At 71.3% G+C, this 15,620-nt stretch carries 10 protein-coding genes and 1 pseudogene; 4 read left to right on the forward strand and 7 right to left on the reverse strand.

The features are described 5' to 3' along the window. Positions 1-3: 3 nt before the first annotated feature. The gene (locus ACZ7CF_RS40850) at positions 4-654 is read right to left on the reverse strand and encodes a hypothetical protein (RefSeq protein ID WP_458431551.1); all 651 of its coding nucleotides are present in this window, start codon (positions 652-654) and stop codon (positions 4-6) included. After that, the gene (locus ACZ7CF_RS40855) at positions 584-1,207 is read right to left on the reverse strand and encodes an HC3 family zinc finger protein (protein WP_470372384.1); all 624 of its coding nucleotides are present in this window, start codon (positions 1,205-1,207) and stop codon (positions 584-586) included. Before ACZ7CF_RS40855 ends, ACZ7CF_RS40850 begins: the two co-directional genes overlap by 71 nt. A gap of 23 nt (positions 1,208-1,230) precedes the next feature. Here ACZ7CF_RS40855 and ACZ7CF_RS40860 point away from each other — a divergent pair, with 23 nt between their 5' ends. From ACZ7CF_RS40860 to ACZ7CF_RS40870, 3 genes are all read left to right on the forward strand, one after another. Then, the gene (locus ACZ7CF_RS40860) at positions 1,231-2,424 is read left to right on the forward strand and encodes a helix-turn-helix domain-containing protein (protein WP_470372385.1); all 1,194 of its coding nucleotides are present in this window, start codon (positions 1,231-1,233) and stop codon (positions 2,422-2,424) included. After that, positions 2,412-2,912, forward strand: coding sequence for an NUDIX domain-containing protein (locus ACZ7CF_RS40865; protein ID WP_470372386.1), 501 nt, complete (start codon positions 2,412-2,414; stop codon positions 2,910-2,912). The genes ACZ7CF_RS40860 and ACZ7CF_RS40865 overlap by 13 nt, the downstream gene beginning before the upstream one ends. Before the next feature lie 235 nt (positions 2,913-3,147). Then, a complete protein-coding gene (locus ACZ7CF_RS40870) occupies positions 3,148-4,881 on the forward strand; it encodes a glycoside hydrolase family 99-like domain-containing protein (RefSeq protein ID WP_470372387.1) in 1,734 nt (577 codons plus the stop codon). Positions 4,882-4,890: 9 nt separating this feature from the next. Here the strand turns inward: ACZ7CF_RS40870 and ACZ7CF_RS40875 are convergent, their stop codons facing one another. From ACZ7CF_RS40875 to ACZ7CF_RS40895, 5 genes are read right to left on the reverse strand one after another with little or no spacing between them, the layout of a single operon-like run. After that, complete coding sequence (locus ACZ7CF_RS40875; protein WP_470372388.1) at positions 4,891-6,357, reverse strand: hypothetical protein; 1,467 nt, start codon at positions 6,355-6,357, stop codon at positions 4,891-4,893. Then, positions 6,354-9,926: a S8 family serine peptidase gene (locus tag ACZ7CF_RS40880; RefSeq protein ID WP_470372389.1), complete on the reverse strand. Its 3,573-nt coding sequence runs from the start codon at positions 9,924-9,926 to the stop codon at positions 6,354-6,356. The genes ACZ7CF_RS40875 and ACZ7CF_RS40880 overlap by 4 nt, the downstream gene beginning before the upstream one ends. Before the next feature lie 30 nt (positions 9,927-9,956). After that, on the reverse strand, positions 9,957-12,056 hold the full coding sequence (locus ACZ7CF_RS40885; RefSeq protein ID WP_470372390.1) for a hypothetical protein: 2,100 nt from the start codon (positions 12,054-12,056) through the stop codon (positions 9,957-9,959). A gap of 32 nt (positions 12,057-12,088) precedes the next feature. Next, positions 12,089-14,170 carry a papain-like cysteine protease family protein gene (locus ACZ7CF_RS40890; protein WP_470372391.1) on the reverse strand — a complete coding sequence of 694 codons (2,082 nt, stop codon included), beginning with the start codon at positions 14,168-14,170 and terminating at the stop codon, positions 12,089-12,091. 5 nt (positions 14,171-14,175) lie between these two features. Next, positions 14,176-14,784, reverse strand: coding sequence for a hypothetical protein (locus ACZ7CF_RS40895; protein WP_360393324.1), 609 nt, complete (start codon positions 14,782-14,784; stop codon positions 14,176-14,178). A 321-nt stretch (positions 14,785-15,105) separates the two neighbouring features. Between ACZ7CF_RS40895 and ACZ7CF_RS40900 the strand changes: the two are divergent. After that, positions 15,106-15,620: pseudogene (locus tag ACZ7CF_RS40900) on the forward strand (hypothetical protein); the annotation flags it as partial.

The raw sequence follows: 15,620 nt of genomic DNA on the forward strand, positions 1-15,620 counted from the left end.
CGCTTATCCCAGACCTGCCGCAATGCCCAGCTCCTCGAACGAGACGAAGCTGCAGTCCTGGAGCAGGCGGAACGAGGACGCCGCGACCATCCAGCTGGTGGCCGGATCGCCGTAGAGAAGATGCCCCATCCCGGCCGGCTTGAGACCGAAGACCCCCTGCGTGTACAGGGTTCCTCTCACTCCCATGACGTTGAACTCCCGCACTCGGACCGCGACAGCACCACGTCGGAGCGCTGGACACCGCTGCATCGCGACCGGGACACACCGGGCACAGATCGGAGGCTCTACCGAGGCCATGTCCTCCGGCCAGTTCGGACTGTCTCCTCGGAAGTCCCGCATCAGCCACAGGACGCCCTCCGCGGTGCGGTCAGCCGGTTCGGCGCACACCTGGCACAGCAGGTTGTTGATCGCCTGTCGCTGCCGCGCCGGATGTACCCGCGCGAACTCCGGCACACCCACACCGTGCCGCTCCGCGACCCGGTTCCACAGCACGCCGTGCGCGTCCCGATCTCCCGGAAGCTCGTTGGCGTAGCCCACTCCGCGCCCGTCCGCACGCACCAGCAACGTGCAGTGCAGATCATGCTCAGCCGACCACGACGTCACATACGGCGCGAGGACGCGGCTGAGTTCGGCGGTTCCGACTTCGGTCGTCATCACCCTGTTCTTTCGTTTTCGGCATGTCCAACCCCTGCTCGTCCGACGCGCAGCCCGATCCGCAAAGCTCGGAACGTTGAGGCCGTCCGGTCGTCTTGCGCCATTCGCTGTCGCACTTGGGGCACTCCGGCCACAGCCAGTCCGGGTACTTCGGCGGCTCGACCTCCGGGACGACCAGCTGCTCGCCGCACGGTGATTCGATCCGGCTCCCCGGCAACACGAAGCAGCGCGGAACGGCGTGACGCGCTCCGCGGTACGGGAACCAGCGGAACGGCTCCGGCGGTGTGCAGCTGCTCGAAGTCATCGACGGGTCCACGGCTGCCTGCGCTGACACGGCCATCCCCTCCTTTCGGATGCCAACCGGTGAGTGGGATTGACTAAACGGCGAGACCCGGTCCGCTGACCACGTCGCAGACGGCACGCCCGTGCCACACGAACGCAACACGCAAGCGACTGACCAGCCACAACGTTGACTGACCTGATCGAGTGAAAGCAAAATTCTCGTCTGGACAACCGCCATTCGCCGAAACTGGCGCGATACGCTGATGGCCATCAACTGACACTCGGGAGCATCAATTGGCCAGGTGGCGAAGTGCGTTCGCGCAGCGCCGCGAGGCCATGGGCTTCACCCAGGAGGGATTGGCCAAGCTCTTGGGCGTCGACCGGGTGACGGTCGGCAGGTGGGATCGGCTGGAGAACCCACCGGATGCGTTCATCCAGCCTCGGCTGGCCGCCGCACTGGAAGTCACCACCGCTGAGCTCATCGAACTCCTGCACCCGGAACAGAAGCCGCTCCGGGTCGTCGAGGTCTCGCAGAAGACGCGGCAGTCAGGGCCTGACTCCGTGCACCGCATCCAGGGCGCCGCGCTGGCGTTCCAAGAGACGGATCGGAGGCTCGGCGGGGGCGTGCTGCTTCCCTCTGTCGAGCTCTACCTCAGCCGGGAGATCGCACCGCTCCTGCTCGACGCGCACAGCGGTACCGCTGCGGCGGGAATCTTCTCCGCCGCGGCCTCCATGACGGAGATCGCGGGCTGGATGACCCACGACAGTGGGCAGAACTCCCGCGCTCGTGCCTACTTCGAGCGCGCGTTCCGCTTGGCCGTCGCCGCCGAGAACAACGCGCTGGCCGGCAATGCCTGCGCCTCGATGTCGCATCTCGCCATCGAGCTGGGACAGCACACCGACGCCCTGCGAATCGCGACCACTGGAATCACCAAGACGAGCCAGGCAGACGGAACGCTCCGGCTCACCGCGCGACTGCATGCGATGCGCGCCAGAGCACTCGCCCTCACCGGAGAGAATCAGGCCTGCGCCGAGTCACTCGACACCGCTGAGTCTTTGCTCGACCAGGCGACGAACGAGAAGCCGGCCGACTGGATCGCGAACTTCGACGAGGCGTCGCTCGCCAGCGAGGCGGCCCAGTGCTTCCTCGCCCTCGCCGAGTACGCCGAAGCGGAGCAGCGCGCGACCACCGCCATCCAGCTCCGCACCGGCGACCGCGTCCGCAGCCGGGCATTCGGCCAGCTCACGATGGCGAACATCCTGATCGGCGCCGGCCGGCTCGACGAAGCCGCCGCGTTCGGCAACGAGGTCTGCAAGGTGACGGCCTCGCTCAGCTCGACCCGCGTCCTTGATCAGCTCAACGCCCTGGGGCATACCTTGGCGTCGGCGCGCAGCGTCCCCGAGGTGGCGCACTTCCTGGCCACCCTGGGCGCGCTCAGCCAGGTATCCGACGCCAAGGAAGGTCAAACTGCGACGTGGCCGGTCTGACTGACGACGACGCCCGGTTCGCCTATCTCGCCGAGGGCAACGCGAAGCAAGCTCGCAAGCGCGTCGCCGCGGACGTGCTCCTCCGGGACCAGCGCGGGCGCATTGTGCTGGTGAACCCGACCTACAAGGAGCACTGGGACCTACCCGGTGGGATGGCCGAGGACAACGAGCCTCCGCGTGCCGCCGCAGTCCGTGAAGTCGGCGAAGAGCTGGGCCTGTCGATCCAGCCGGGCCGAGTACTCCTACTCGATTGGATCGGCCCGCACGGTCCGTGGGATGACCAGCTGCTCTTCATCTTCGACGGCGGCGTGCTGGTGAAAGACGAGGTGGAGCAGCTCGCGCCGCGCGATCCCGAGATCAGCGAAGTCGCCGCAGTGCCGTTCCAGGAGGCGTGCCAGCTGCTCCGCGCCGATATGGCGAAACGACTCGAACGCGCACTCCACGCGCTGGAACACAGCTCGACCGACTACTCGGAGAGCCCTCAGTGAAGTATTGACTGACTACAGCCGTTCGCCGAGCAACCGATCGAACCGAGCCACAGGTTCCCGTCGAGCGTGCTTCTACCTAGCACGTCAAGCACCAGTTCACAGCGCCACCCGGGACACACCCCGATAGGCACCCAGCCTCGCCCACCAGCAAGAACACCGGCACCGAGCCGCCCCCGATCTCGGATCACACTTCCGATAAGGACAGTTTCGCGCCGTCGTCCTGCATCATGGCACCGTGCGGTTTCTCGTCTCGTTGCTGGCAGTCGCCGTCCTGGCGGCCTCGCTGCTGTTGACGATCTCCAACGACCCGCCGACGGTCGCGGTCGCGAGTGGCAGCCCGGAGAGCAAGGTGACCGACCCGGTGCCCTTGCTGGAGTTGGCGACGCCGCACGAGCAGGGGTTGTTCTGGACGTTGTCGCAGGCTGAGGCTAAGACCGCGGCCGAAGTGCACGGCATGCAGGTGCAGGCGGATGCGCGGGTGGGGTACCTGCGGCGGCAGGCGTTCGAGGGGTCGACGCCGTTGTACCGGCTGCGCAAGCAGGGGCGGATCGCGTACATGCTCACGTCGTCCGCGGCTGAGCGGGACCAGTTGACCTCCGGGGACGACCCGTTGTTCCGGTACGAGGGGGTGATCGGGCACCTGTCCGTGTCGCCGCAGCCGGGGACCGAGGTGCTCTACCGGGTGCACAAGGAGGGGGCGGCCGACTCGTGGCGGCCGGCGTTGGCGTCGCGGTTGGGGGCGATGCGGGCGCTCGGGTACGACCAGGTCGACGGGCCTCTGGGGTACGTGTACCCGCGGTGGATCCGGGCTGGGGCGATCTACTTCGGCGCGTTCGACGCGCAGGGCAACCGGGCCATGATGGACCGCATCGGGCGGTACTACGGCAAGGAGTTCGAGAACGACTGGTGGGGTGGTGTCCGACACGCGCGGGACGGCAACCCGAAGGCGGTGCGGCACTGGCCGGATGAGGACTTCTCGCACCTCAAGCCATCGATCGGGTACTACGACGACTCGAAGCCGGAGACGCTGGAGCGGCACATCAAGCAGGCCACGGGGGCGGGGCTCGACCACTTCGCGTTCTACTGGTACTGGAACCCCGGCGCGGCCGACGAGCAGTACGCGGCGGGGTTGCGGGCGTTCCTGGCCGCGCGGAACCGGGGCGACATGAAGTTCACGGTGCTGCCGTGCATCCACCCGTGGCGCGGCGGTGCCGGTGGGACGTTGCGGATGCCGTCCGAGCAGATCGACAGGGCCGCGGAGATCCTCGTCGACGACTACCTCAGCCAGCCGAACATCCTGCGCGCCAACGACGGGCGGCCGATGTTGCAGCTCTGCGACGTGCGGGGCATCGGCAAGGTCAACGACCGGCCGGAGAACGACAAGAGCGACGAGATCGACGACGCGGCGGTGCGGCGGTTCACCGACGCGATCCGGACGCGGGCCAGGGCCACGCTCGGTGAGGAGGTCATGATCACGATGACCACCGACAACGGGTTCCCGGGGCCGCAGCACGGGGTCGACGGCAGCTACTGCCCCGGGCGGTTCACCGGCTCGTACGAGCAGTACGTGGCCGGGGAGCGCGAGTGGTTCGGCACCATCCCCGGTGCCGTGGTCCGGTGCGCCACGTCGGACTTCGACGAACGGCCGCGGATCGGCATCAGCACGCAGGACCCGGTGACGTCCAGTGACAGCCCTGAGGAGGCCAAGGCCAAGCTGCACGCGGCCTTTCGCTGGTACGAGGACCAGTCGCCGGAGGGTTTCCGCAGGGTGCTGGGCGCCGTCCGGGACGACGTCGACGCGTCCGCGCGGTCGTCGGCCGTGGACAACTTCGTGCTGTTGTACGCCTGGAACGAGTGGCACGAGGGTGGCGTCATCGAGCCGAACGAGCGCGACGGGTGCCGGTACCTCGACATCGTCCGGTCCGAGCTGCGGCTCAGGAACGGCACCGGGTGCGTCGCCGTGCCGTGAGGCCGGGCGTCACCCCCTGGCCAGCTCACCGAGCCGCGCGAGGAGCTTCGTGAGCCCGGTCGGCGCCTCCGGCAACGACTCGGTGCTCGTGTGCAGCTCCACCTTGCCGTCCGGGTAGGCCAGCGCGGTCACCACGACGTCGTCCGCGCCCAGCCGGCGCGACGCCTGGCCCAGCACGCCGCCGCAGGTGGCGAACACGGTCAGCACCAGGTCGCCGAACGGCTGGCCGGGGAAGCGGGGCAGCACGAGGCTCGTCGGGCGGCCGTACTCGGCGTCGAACGCGGAGGAGAGCAGGCCGCCGGACACGTAGGGCGCGGTGAAGTTGAGGACGCCCTGCACGCGGTCGCCGGCGCGGGTCGAGGCCGGCACCGGGCGGCCCGCGGCGTCCACCGGGACGATCGCGAGCACGTAGCCGACGCACCACGACTCGGGTTTGACCATCGTGATCCACCCGCTGGTGCTGTCGAGCCGGCCGGAGGCGGGGACGACCGGCCAGCGCGGCGGGGTGAAGGCGACCTCGGCCTTCCACTCCACGCCGACGGTGTCCGGGTGCTGGGTCACGACGGCGGTGGTGACCCGCCCGCCGCCGGGCCCGAAGACCGCAGAGGACGGTGCCTGGCCGGTGGAGGGACGCAGCGTGACGGTGGAGGACGCCACGAGCTGGCTGCCCACCACGACCACGGTCGGGGAGACGGTCTGCTGCGGGTCGACCTGGCGAACGTCGGCCGCGCCGCGGCCGGCCAGCAGCGTGCTCAGCGGGGTGTCGAGCGTGTGGTGTTCGACCGCGGGGTACCAGTCGTCGGGGTTGGCGGTCGGGATCACCGCCGTGGCGCGGACCGTGCCGGGGATCGTGCGGGCCACGCCCTGCTCCAGCGCGGTGCGCCAGGCCAGCACGCCGAGCTCGGTGAGCTCGACGGCGATCGTCGCGGCACCGGCCAGCGGTGAGGCGGTGATGATCGCGGGCGCTGCGGCGACCCCCGCGGGCAGCTCCAGGTCGACGGTGAGGCCCTGCAGCACGGCGGGCAGCACCGTGAACGGCGCGCGGCGGGTCTCCGGCAGCGGCAGGGTGTCCCGCCACGTCCAGCGCTCCCGTGCGACCCGTTCCACGTACGGCCTGCCCACGTACGCGCTCACCGAGATCACCGCGGAACCGCCGGTCGTGACGACGGCGCCGTCGGGGCGGACCTCGCGGCGCACGGTCAGGGCGAAGTCGGTGAGGGCGAGCGAGGTCGGGGTGAACCACAGGACGTCGAGCGTCTCGTCGGGGCACACCACGAACCCCGGATCGTGGTCGAACGGCGGCAGGTCGACGATCTCCTGCTCGACGTCCTGGTAGAGCGGGTACAGCAGGCGTTGCGGCACCTCCTCCGGTGTCCACCGGGGGATGACGCCGTAGTCGTCCGGCTCGTGCAGCAGTTCCGGCTGCTCGACGGGGTAGGAGTCGATCAGGTCGAGGGCGAGGACGCGTTCCTTCACGGCTGCTCCTTCGAGGTGGTGGTGGAGAACGGCAGGAACACCCACTCCAGGTCGGCGCCGCGCACCCCGAGCACGACCGGGTGGCTGATGTCCATCGCGGCGAGCGCGGCGCCCAGGTCTTCGGAGCGGACCAGCAGCTCACGGCCGCGGGCGCCGGCGGTGACGCGCACGCCGGTGACGGTTCCGCCGTGGTAGCGGACCTCGGTGATGCGGCCGGTGACCTGCAGGGGCAGGTGGCCGGCGAGGTCGGGTGCGGCGCCGGTGACGACGACACCGGCGCGGGCGCGGCGGGCGAACGCGGTGCCGTCGGCGTCGGCGCCGACCACGTCGAACGGCACGTCGAGCACCGCCGGTCCGCCGGGCAGGTCGACGACGTGACCGAACGCGGGCACCGACGCGGCACGGGCCGCCGCCTCCGGGTTGCCCCTCTCCCGGTCGCGGTGCGCACGCGACGGCCGCACCCGCAGCACGAGCGGGCGTCCGGCCTCCGGGTCGGGTGTGCGCGCCAACCGGGTGGGCGGCAACGAGACCTGCCGCAGCGACGAGCCGGGCGCGGCACTCACGCGCAGCAACCGCCGGCCCGGCGCGACCTCCGGTGTCTCGACGGTCAGGCCCACACCGCCGCGGACCCACGCGATCGGCTCGCCCACGACCGGCTCGCCCACGACCGGCTCGGCGAACGCCGCCCGGACCGTCCACGTGCCGGGCACCTCGCCCGCGCGGTCCACGACCAGCTCGGTGCGGTCGGCGTGCTCCACCACCCGCGTGCCCGGACCCGGTGCGGCGGCGGGCTCTCCCGGTCGCTGCACGGAGATCGCGGTCGTGCGCGCCGGGAACACGAGCACCAGCGTGCTGTCCGCCGCGACCACGCCGAAGCTGACCGCGACACCCTCGTCGGCGGGCACCCGCGTGAGCAGGACCTGTTGCAGCCCCGCGGACTCCACCGCGGTGTCGCGCAGCACCGCGCCCAGTCCCGGTGCGTGGTCGGCGAGCCGGTAGCGCACGCGGGTGCCGGCGCCGACCGCGGTGGCGAGCCGGGCCAGCAGGTTCGGGTCGTCGGACACCACGTGCACGTCGGCCCGTCCGGCCAGCGCCCGCACCGAGTCCACTCCGGACGCGGTGATCGGCGTGCCGGCGGGCAACCCCAGCAGTGCCACCGCGTCCACCGCGTCCACACCGTCCACGTGCTCCCGGACGGCCGCGGCGGCACCGGCCAGGCCCGTCGCCTCCTCCGCCACCACGTGCAACCGCGCTCCGGTCGCCGCCAGGACGCTCGCGGAGGTGTCCGTGGCCTCCCGCCACCGGCCGGGTGCGGCCTCCGGTTCGGCGGCCGAGCCCTCCGCCCACCACGCGGCCTCGTCGGGGGTGAGCTCGGGAACGGGAGCTCCGCTCGCGATGCCCGCGACCACGGTGGTGCCGGACGCGGTGTGGTCGGCCTCGGCGTTCGTGATCACGAGCGCGAAGTCCTGCCCCGGCCGCTCGAACCCGCCGGTGAGCGCGTCGGTCGTGAGCGTCAGCGCGGTCACCGTGACCTCCAGCGCGCGCACTTCGCCTGCGGGGAGGTAGATACACTGCAGGTTGTCCGCGCCCTCCTCGCGCAGCACGGCACCGGTCAGCGCGCTGTCGGCCATCGTCCAGCCGCCGCGGAACCGGTCGGCGCCACCGCGCCACGTGCGTCCGCCGTCCTCCTTGGCGCGCAACGCCAGCCGGTTCACCACCGGGCTCGCCGACGCCGTGCCGCTGCCGACCGCGCCCGGTGGGTCCGTCCAGGTCAGAGTGATCTTCACCGGCCGCGCCGGGTCGGCCGCGCGGACCGGGAAGCGGCGGGTTTCCCCTTGTCCGGTCAGGAGGTCGGCCTGGTCGAACGCGAGGCGCGCCACAGCTGGGTCAAGCAGCTCGCGCAACGACAACCGGCCCCAGCCCTGCTGGTTGTTGGGGACCGGGCCACCGGTGTCGATCGGCTCGGCGCCGTTGACGACGAGCGCGCGCAGCATCGCCGGCGACGGGTTCACACCACCGTGCCAGCGCCGCCACCACTGGGCGAGCAACGCGCACGCCCCGGCCGTTTTCGGGCTGGCGCCGGAGGACCCGCCGCCCCACGTGATCAGGTCGCTGACGTAGTCGACCTCGCCGGGGAACACGCCGTGCGCGGCGGAGGCGGTCCACTCCCCCGGTGCGACGACGTGCGGGCGGATCCGCCCGTCACCGCAGTTGCCGTGGCTGGACGGGTACGAGCCGGTGTAGACGTCGCGGACGTCGTCGCTGTCGGAGCCGCCGACGTCGGGCCGGTAGTTCTCGGAGTTGCCGGTGACGATGACGTTCTTCGCCGCCTTGGGCCGGGTCAGCCCGGACCGGCCGTTGTTGCCCGAGGAGAAGCACACGGTCAGCGGAACGCCGTCCGCGGCGCGGACCATGCTGTCGTACAACGCTTCTTCCGAGCCGTAGTCCATCGGGTCGGCGAGCTTGCGGCCCCAGGAGTTGTTCTGGATCGCGATCGACCGGCCCGCCTGCGCGGTGGTCTCGCCGCACAGCTCACGGCCGGGGCGGCCGAAGTCCTGCGACAGCACCGTCGCCGCCGGTGCCGTGCCCAGCCCGTAGCTGAACCCGGCACCGTCGCGTTCGGTCCGGTACGCCCCGGCCGCGTGACCCGCGACCATGGTGGCGTGCCAGTCCTTGCGGCCACCGGCGAGGTCCTCGGCCCGGCCGGCGAACGCGGGGTGGCCGACGTCGACACCGCCGTCGACGATGCCGATCACCGCACCGGAGCCGTCGACGTGGTGCGCGGTCAGCCACTCGTCGTAGGAACCGTGCGGCCGCCCGGCGAGGTCGAGCTGCCCGGCCACGACGAGCCCGGCGACCTCGTCCTCCTGCTCGGCGTCGCCGAACGACTCCACCGACAGCACCACCGGCAGCGCCAGCAGCCGGTCCAGCCCTTCGGCGCCGACACGGGCGCGGACCCGCACGCGTTGCTCGTCGAGCACGTCGTTGCCCGCACCGGGCACCAGCTCCACGACGGCGCCGACCGCGGCGACCACCCGTGCGCGTTCCCGCGGGGCGGCGGCGAGCACCACGACCGCGTCCTCGCCGTCCTCGGCGAGCAGCGGCGGTGCGGTCTTGAGCGCGCCGGTCAGCTCGGTCACCGACCGGATCGCCGGGTCGCCCTCGCTGGTGCGCACCGCCTCGGGCAGCGCGGCGAGGTCGCTGCGCCGTCCCCGCACGAGGTAGCTGTTCTCCGGCTGGTAGCCCAGCAGCACGACACCGCGGTCGCGGACCTCGGCCAGCCACCGCGGGTCCGGTGGTGCGACGAACTCGACGTAGGCGGCGACGTCGGGCTCGTCCTCCGGCGCGGGGCGGCCCAGCGCCTGCCGGATCGACCGGCGCGCGGCCGAGACGGCGGTGCGGTTCGCCCTGGCCGGCAACCGGAGACCACCCGTGCCGACGTGGTCGCCGTCCCGCGGCCGGTCGGCCGCGGTGACCACCTCGACCACCGCGGCACCGTTGCCGTAGGAGTGCACGAGCCGTTCGCCGGGCTGTGGTGCGTGTGCGGGCACCAGATAGGTGTGCGGCATCGTGCCCTCCCTCCTCCCTGACCGGCCGGATCAGACGGTGAGCGTCGTCCGGATGGTGTCGACGTACTCGCCGCTGCCGTCGAGGCGGACCTCGACGTCGCGGCTCTCCTTCTCGAACGCGCTCCAGTCGTCCGACGGGCGCAGCCGCACCTGCCGTGACGTGCCGTCGGCCAGCCGCACCCACAGCGAGGTGCCGCCGCGGCCGTACTCGACGCCGACCGTCCAGCCGCGGATCAGCTCACCGGGACGACCGGGCGCCGCCGGGCGGCCCGACTCCGGCCGGGGCTTCTCCGGGCGCGGCTGCTCCGGTCGCGGCCGCTTCATGCCCTCCGGCCGACGGGCGGGCAACGGCCTGGGCCTGTGCGGTTTCGTCTCCTGGTCGGGGCGCTTCGGCGTGAGGTCCACGACGATCGGCCTGGCCTGACCGCGCACCAGGGCGAGCGCGACGTCACCGGCCTCCGGCAGCTGGGTCTCGCTGGTGACCAGCCGGACCGTGCCGGTGGTGAGGTCGGCGAGGATGAACACCGCGGTGTCGGACGGCGGGATCACCGTCTCCGGTGCCCGCCGGATGCGGCCGCCGATCTGGCCGAACGCGCTGAACTTCGCGACACCCGGCCGGCCCTGCAGGTCGAGCGGGTAGGCGAAGTTGACCGGTGTCGCGGTGTCGAGGCGGGCCGAGTCGCGCAGCGGCGCGCTCAGGTGCGGACCCTCGTAGCTGACGTTGAGGACCAGGAAGTCCTCCGCCGGTGTGGTCGGGTTGAGGACGATGCGCCCGTTCTCGGTGACGAACAGGTAGATCTCGGTGCGCCCGACCGACGCGGAGGCCTTGATGACCATCTGGTCACCGCCCTCGCCGACGGTGCGCCGCTGCACGTCCTTGACGATCGGCCACCGCGGTGTCGCGAAGTTGAGCTGCGTGACGCAGTTGACGACGACGTCGCCGGGCCGGGTGCTGACCACGGTGTAGCGCTCGGTGCCGCCCTCCTTGCCGAAGACCGGTGCACGCGGGATGGAGCCCTCGCTGTAGCTCAGCGACACCGAGGCGCTCTCCAGCTGCTCGTCCGCGTCGACCAGGACGACCGAGTCGAACGCCTGCTGCGCGGGCACGTTCGTCAGGCACGCCGGGTCCAGGCCGCTGAACAGGGCCGCCAGCGAGATGTCCATGGTCTGGGTGAGCCAGGTGGTGCCGCGGAACTCGATGCGCTGGGTGAAGTCGATCGCGTCGGACTGCTGCTTCCACTTGAGCGCGAAGCCGGCGCCACCGAAGAACCCGCCGCCGTGCTCGGCCTGGGCGGGCGCCACCTCCGGCATCGGCGCGAAGACCTGCTCGAACAGGATCTTCTGCGCCTGCTGGGAGAACGTCTTCACCATCTCCTGGCGCAGCGCCTCCAGGTCCGGCGGCAGGCCCTGGTTGAAGAACACGACCTCGACGGTGCCGTTGCGGGTCAGCTCGTCCCACGCGGACTCGATCTTGGCGCTGCCGCCGAAGAAGAACCCGTTGTAGCTCACGTCGAGCGCGGCCGAGAAGTGCTCGAACATGCGGCGCCCGTGCACCCGCACCTCGGCGCCGATGTCGGGCATGCGGCGCAGGTACTCGTAGCTGATCGTGATGTCGCCGTTGATCCCGGTGCCGGTGCGGATGCCCTGCGCCCACTCCAGCGCGCCGACCTCGGTCAGGTTCGCCATGAACGACAGCGACCCGCCGGGCGTGCCGACGTCGCGCTCGTTGTGGGCCTGGTCGGAGGCACCCGCGATGGTGGGCAGGTTGAGCCGCGCCTTGCCCTTCTGCGTGGTGAGCGGGTGGAACCGGACCAGGTTCGGGTCGGCGATGCCCTGGGCCGCGACGAGCGCCTTGGCCTGGTCGATCGTCGCCGCGTCCATCGTCGGCGTGGTGTTGACGGCGATCGTCGCCGCACCACTGGCGATCTTGATGCTGCCGTCGGGCTGCTGCGTGGTGTAGGTGGTGACAGCGACCCCGGGCTTGCCCCGGTCGTCGAGCATCAGCCGCGGCTGTCTGGCGACGTAGAGCACCAGGTTGGGCTGGTCGCAGTTGTAGAGCGTGTAGTTGCCCGCCGTGCCGAGCGCTCCGGACAGGCTGACCGGGACGCTCTCGGTGAGGAAGGTTGCCATGGTCGTTTCTCCTCGTGTCGGATGCCTGGCGATCAGCCGTGCACCAGCGCGGTCTCGGCTCCGGAGCCGAACTCGCGGTCGAACCGGGTGAAGGTGATGTGCTCGGCGGTGCCCGCGAACGGCGGCCACGGGTCGTTGACCCGCACCGAGGTCCCCTCCGGGGTGCCGTCGCCGTCGATCCCGCAGACGACGACGCCCCGGTGCGGCGCGTCCGGCCGGACCGCCCAGACCGGGCCCCACTCCCGCAGCAGCGCCGCCCAGTCGCGCGGGGACAGGCCGGTCACGCGTTCCTCGGCCAGCCGCCACGTGCCGACGGCCGCGCGGATGCGCTGCCACGGGTAGGAGGTGTCGAGGTCGAGGCCGGCGTCGGCCGCGACCTGTGCGGGGGTGATGGCCCTGTGCTCGCGGGCTTCGACCAGCGCCGCCAGTGACGCCGCCCAGCCGGACGTGGTGGTCGGCTGCGGCACCAGCGCCACGGGCACGGTCACCGAGAGGGGCCGGCCGGTCTCGGCGTCCGGTGGGAGTTGCCTGCGCACCAGCGGTGTGCCGAGCGGCCGGTCGGACACCTCGTCGCCGGCCTCGGCGCCGGTGAGGACGCGCAGCGATCCGTTCTGCACCAGCAGCAGCACGACACGGGTGTCGGCCGGGAGCTCGCGAGAACCCTGGACGAGCTGCCCGCCCACGGAACCGGCGACGATCACCGTGCAGAGGGCGTGCCGGTCTCCGGTCGCCGGGTAGTGGACCGTCACCACGCCGTCCGGTGCGAGGGTGGCCGACCAGACGGTGTTGCCGCACTTGGCGGTCAGGCTGACCACGTCGTCCGCACGCCCGGCGGGCCGGTCGTCGTCGAAGACCGCCAGGAAGATCTCCTGCTTCACCAGCCACTGCTTCGGGCGCACGTGGACGTGCGGTGATCCGGGCTCGGTGGTCTCGTGCACCGACACCACGGGCAGGTGCGGCGCGTTGAAGACGATCTGGGTGCGGTGCTCGACGGTGAGCTGCGCGGGGTGCTCGGTCGTGACCGTGGTCGTGCGGGTGCCGCCGGCCCTGTCGAAGGTCAGCACCGCCGGTGGCCGCAGGTCGCCGAAGTCCAGCGACACCGACACCGAGGCCACGAGCTCGCACGGCTGAACGGTCACCTGCACGGGCACCGACACCGCGGCATTAACGTCGCGCAGAACGCTGGAATCCAGTCTTGCCAACAACTCCGCGACGCCCACCACCGTCGTCCCGGTGAGCCAGGTCAGCCCGCCGACGGTGACGCTCAACGGCAGGTCCGGCACGTCGGCGGCCCGTTTCCAGCGCAGCACGCAGATCGGCGGGCCGGTGGTGGCCTCCTGCCGGACGGCGAACATCAGGTCGAACAGGTTCTCCCTGATCTGGTCGACGAGGGCGTCCCTGGCGGCGAGCAGATCGCCCGCCGGTGAGCCGCTGAACGTGACCTCGACCGCGCCGGTGCGCACGAGCTCGGCCCACGCCGCCCGGATCTCCCCGGTGGTGCCGGAGATCTCGCCGTCCTCCGCTCTGGTGAGCACCGCCGCCAGTCCGTTGTAGACCTTGCGGCCGTGCAACCGGACGACGGACGTGGCCGGTGGCATCAGCCGCGGGTACGAACAGGTCAGGGTGATCGTTCCGGCCACCGGGCCCTTGTCCGTGACCGCCGCCGCCCACCGGTCGGCCTCGGCCGCGGCGAGCTCGACCTGCACCGTGGTGCCGGTCGTCGTGGTGCGGACCGCGTCGACCTCCGCGGACAGCGCGGCGTCGCGCACCGGCATCGGCACGTAACGGGGGTCCGCGCCGAGGTAACCGTCGGCGCGGATCGCCCGCGTCCAGGTGTCCTGCAACGACAGCAGCACCGCCGGGTCCTCGGTGAGGCTGCCGGAGAACTCGAAGGTGGCCGCTCCCCCGGTGGTCTGGAAGCTGTTGCCGGTCCACTCCCGGTAGCGGGTGACGGTGGCGATGGGCCGTCTTTGCGAGTCGACGGCGAACCGCAGCTCCGTGCGCTGGTAGAGCAGCACCTGCGGTTCCGTGCTCGCCCAGATCCGGTAGCCGCCGACGTCCCAGTGGGCGGCGTCCGCGGCGACCGCGGTCAGCGTCTGCGTCGGGGCGCTCATGACCGTCACGACCAGATCGCGTCGAAGACGGCCTGCGGCAACGCGGAGTCGTCCCGCGCGTAGGACCACCCGGCGACCGCGCCCTCCATGTCGGTGATCGCGTTCTGCATCTCCAGCACCTCGTCGTCGCTGAGGTCACCGACGACGGTGTTGACGTCACACCCGACCGCGGCGGCGACGTTGTTGGCGTAGCGCACCGGGTCGTTGCCGTCGGAGGCGGGCGCGTACCGGTTGAACGCCGCGAGGATCGACAGGTGCGCGTAACCGGGCCCGCGCAGCAGCTGCCGGATCGCGTCGTAGCCCAGGTCCCAGGACGGGAAGATCATGAAGTTGTGCCAGTTGACCTTGCCGGGGTAGGCGCCGTAGGTGGGCCCGCCGGCGGTGATGTTGCCGGGGTTGTTGTTGAGCCAGGAGAAGCTGCCATCGCCGCCCCTCATGTGCGGCTGGCCCTCCACGACCTCGTTCCCGTACACGACGAAGTTCGAGATCTCCCACCCGTGCCCGCCGTAGTCCTGCGGCGCGCTGGTCCCGAACCACTGGGACTGGGGGATGTTCTTCGTGCGGGAGACGTTGCCGTTCCAGTACCAGAGAGCGTCACCATCGTCGAGAGCCATCGCGCTCACCCACCTCCGGACTCCAGGGGTGACCACGGCCGTCAGCCGGGTCCGCACCCTGAGGCTCCGTCGGGGGTTCGCTGATACAGGTCTTGTGGTTGTTCACACTTTTGGACCAGTTACGGCTACGCCAAGTGGTCGCGTGGTGACGCTGGTGCTTGCGGTTCCTCGACCGGGCCTGCTCCATCCGGACCAACTGCGAACCGAACGGAACCGCGTGACGCAGCGTTGCGTCATCCTTTCGAGCGAGGAAGTACCGCGTTCGGGGAGGGACGTCACGGTGCCCGTGCAGACCAGCGTGAAGACCACCGGAGGCCTGTGATGTCGAACCCCCTGGTGGTCAAGCCCGACGCCGCGCCGTCGGGGTTCATGAACGCGGGTACCGGTGACAACGGCTGGGCCACGGGCATTTCCATCGCCGAGTCGGCGATGGACACGTTCAACGGCATCAAGGACGGCAACTGGATCGAGGGTGGCCTCGGCATGGTCGGCCTGGTCGCCGACGCCGCCTCGATGGCGATCGACCCGTTCGGCACCCTGCTGTCCTCGGCGGCCTCGTTCCTGATGGAGCACATGCAGCCGTTGAAGGAGGCCCTGGACTGGCTGGCGGGCAACCCGCCGGTGATCGAGTCGTACTCGGCGACGTGGGGCAAGGTCGCCGAGGAGGTCGGCAAGGTCGCGGCGGAGTACAAGGCGTCGGTCGACGGCACTTCTGCCTGGACGGGTCCTGCCGCGGACGCTTACCGTGCCGCGGCGGGTGGTCAGCTGGACGCGTTGTCGGGTGCCGCTTCGGCCGCTGGGTCCGTGGGGACCGTTGTCGGTGTGATGGGCATGGT

This window comes from Lentzea sp. NPDC036955 (assembly GCF_055608005.1).

Coding starts and splice junctions, on each gene's coding strand:
- ACZ7CF_RS40850 (WP_458431551.1), bottom strand. CDS start 654: ATGACGACCGAAGTCGGAACCGCCGAACTCAGCCGCGTCCTCGCGCCG.
- ACZ7CF_RS40855 (WP_470372384.1), bottom strand. CDS start 1,207: ATGGCCATCAGCGTATCGCGCCAGTTTCGGCGAATGGCGGTTGTCCAG.
- ACZ7CF_RS40880 (WP_470372389.1), bottom strand. CDS start 9,926: ATGCCGCACACCTATCTGGTGCCCGCACACGCACCACAGCCCGGCGAA.
- ACZ7CF_RS40885 (WP_470372390.1), bottom strand. CDS start 12,056: ATGGCAACCTTCCTCACCGAGAGCGTCCCGGTCAGCCTGTCCGGAGCG.
- ACZ7CF_RS40890 (WP_470372391.1), bottom strand. CDS start 14,170: ATGAGCGCCCCGACGCAGACGCTGACCGCGGTCGCCGCGGACGCCGCC.
- ACZ7CF_RS40895 (WP_360393324.1), bottom strand. CDS start 14,784: ATGGCTCTCGACGATGGTGACGCTCTCTGGTACTGGAACGGCAACGTC.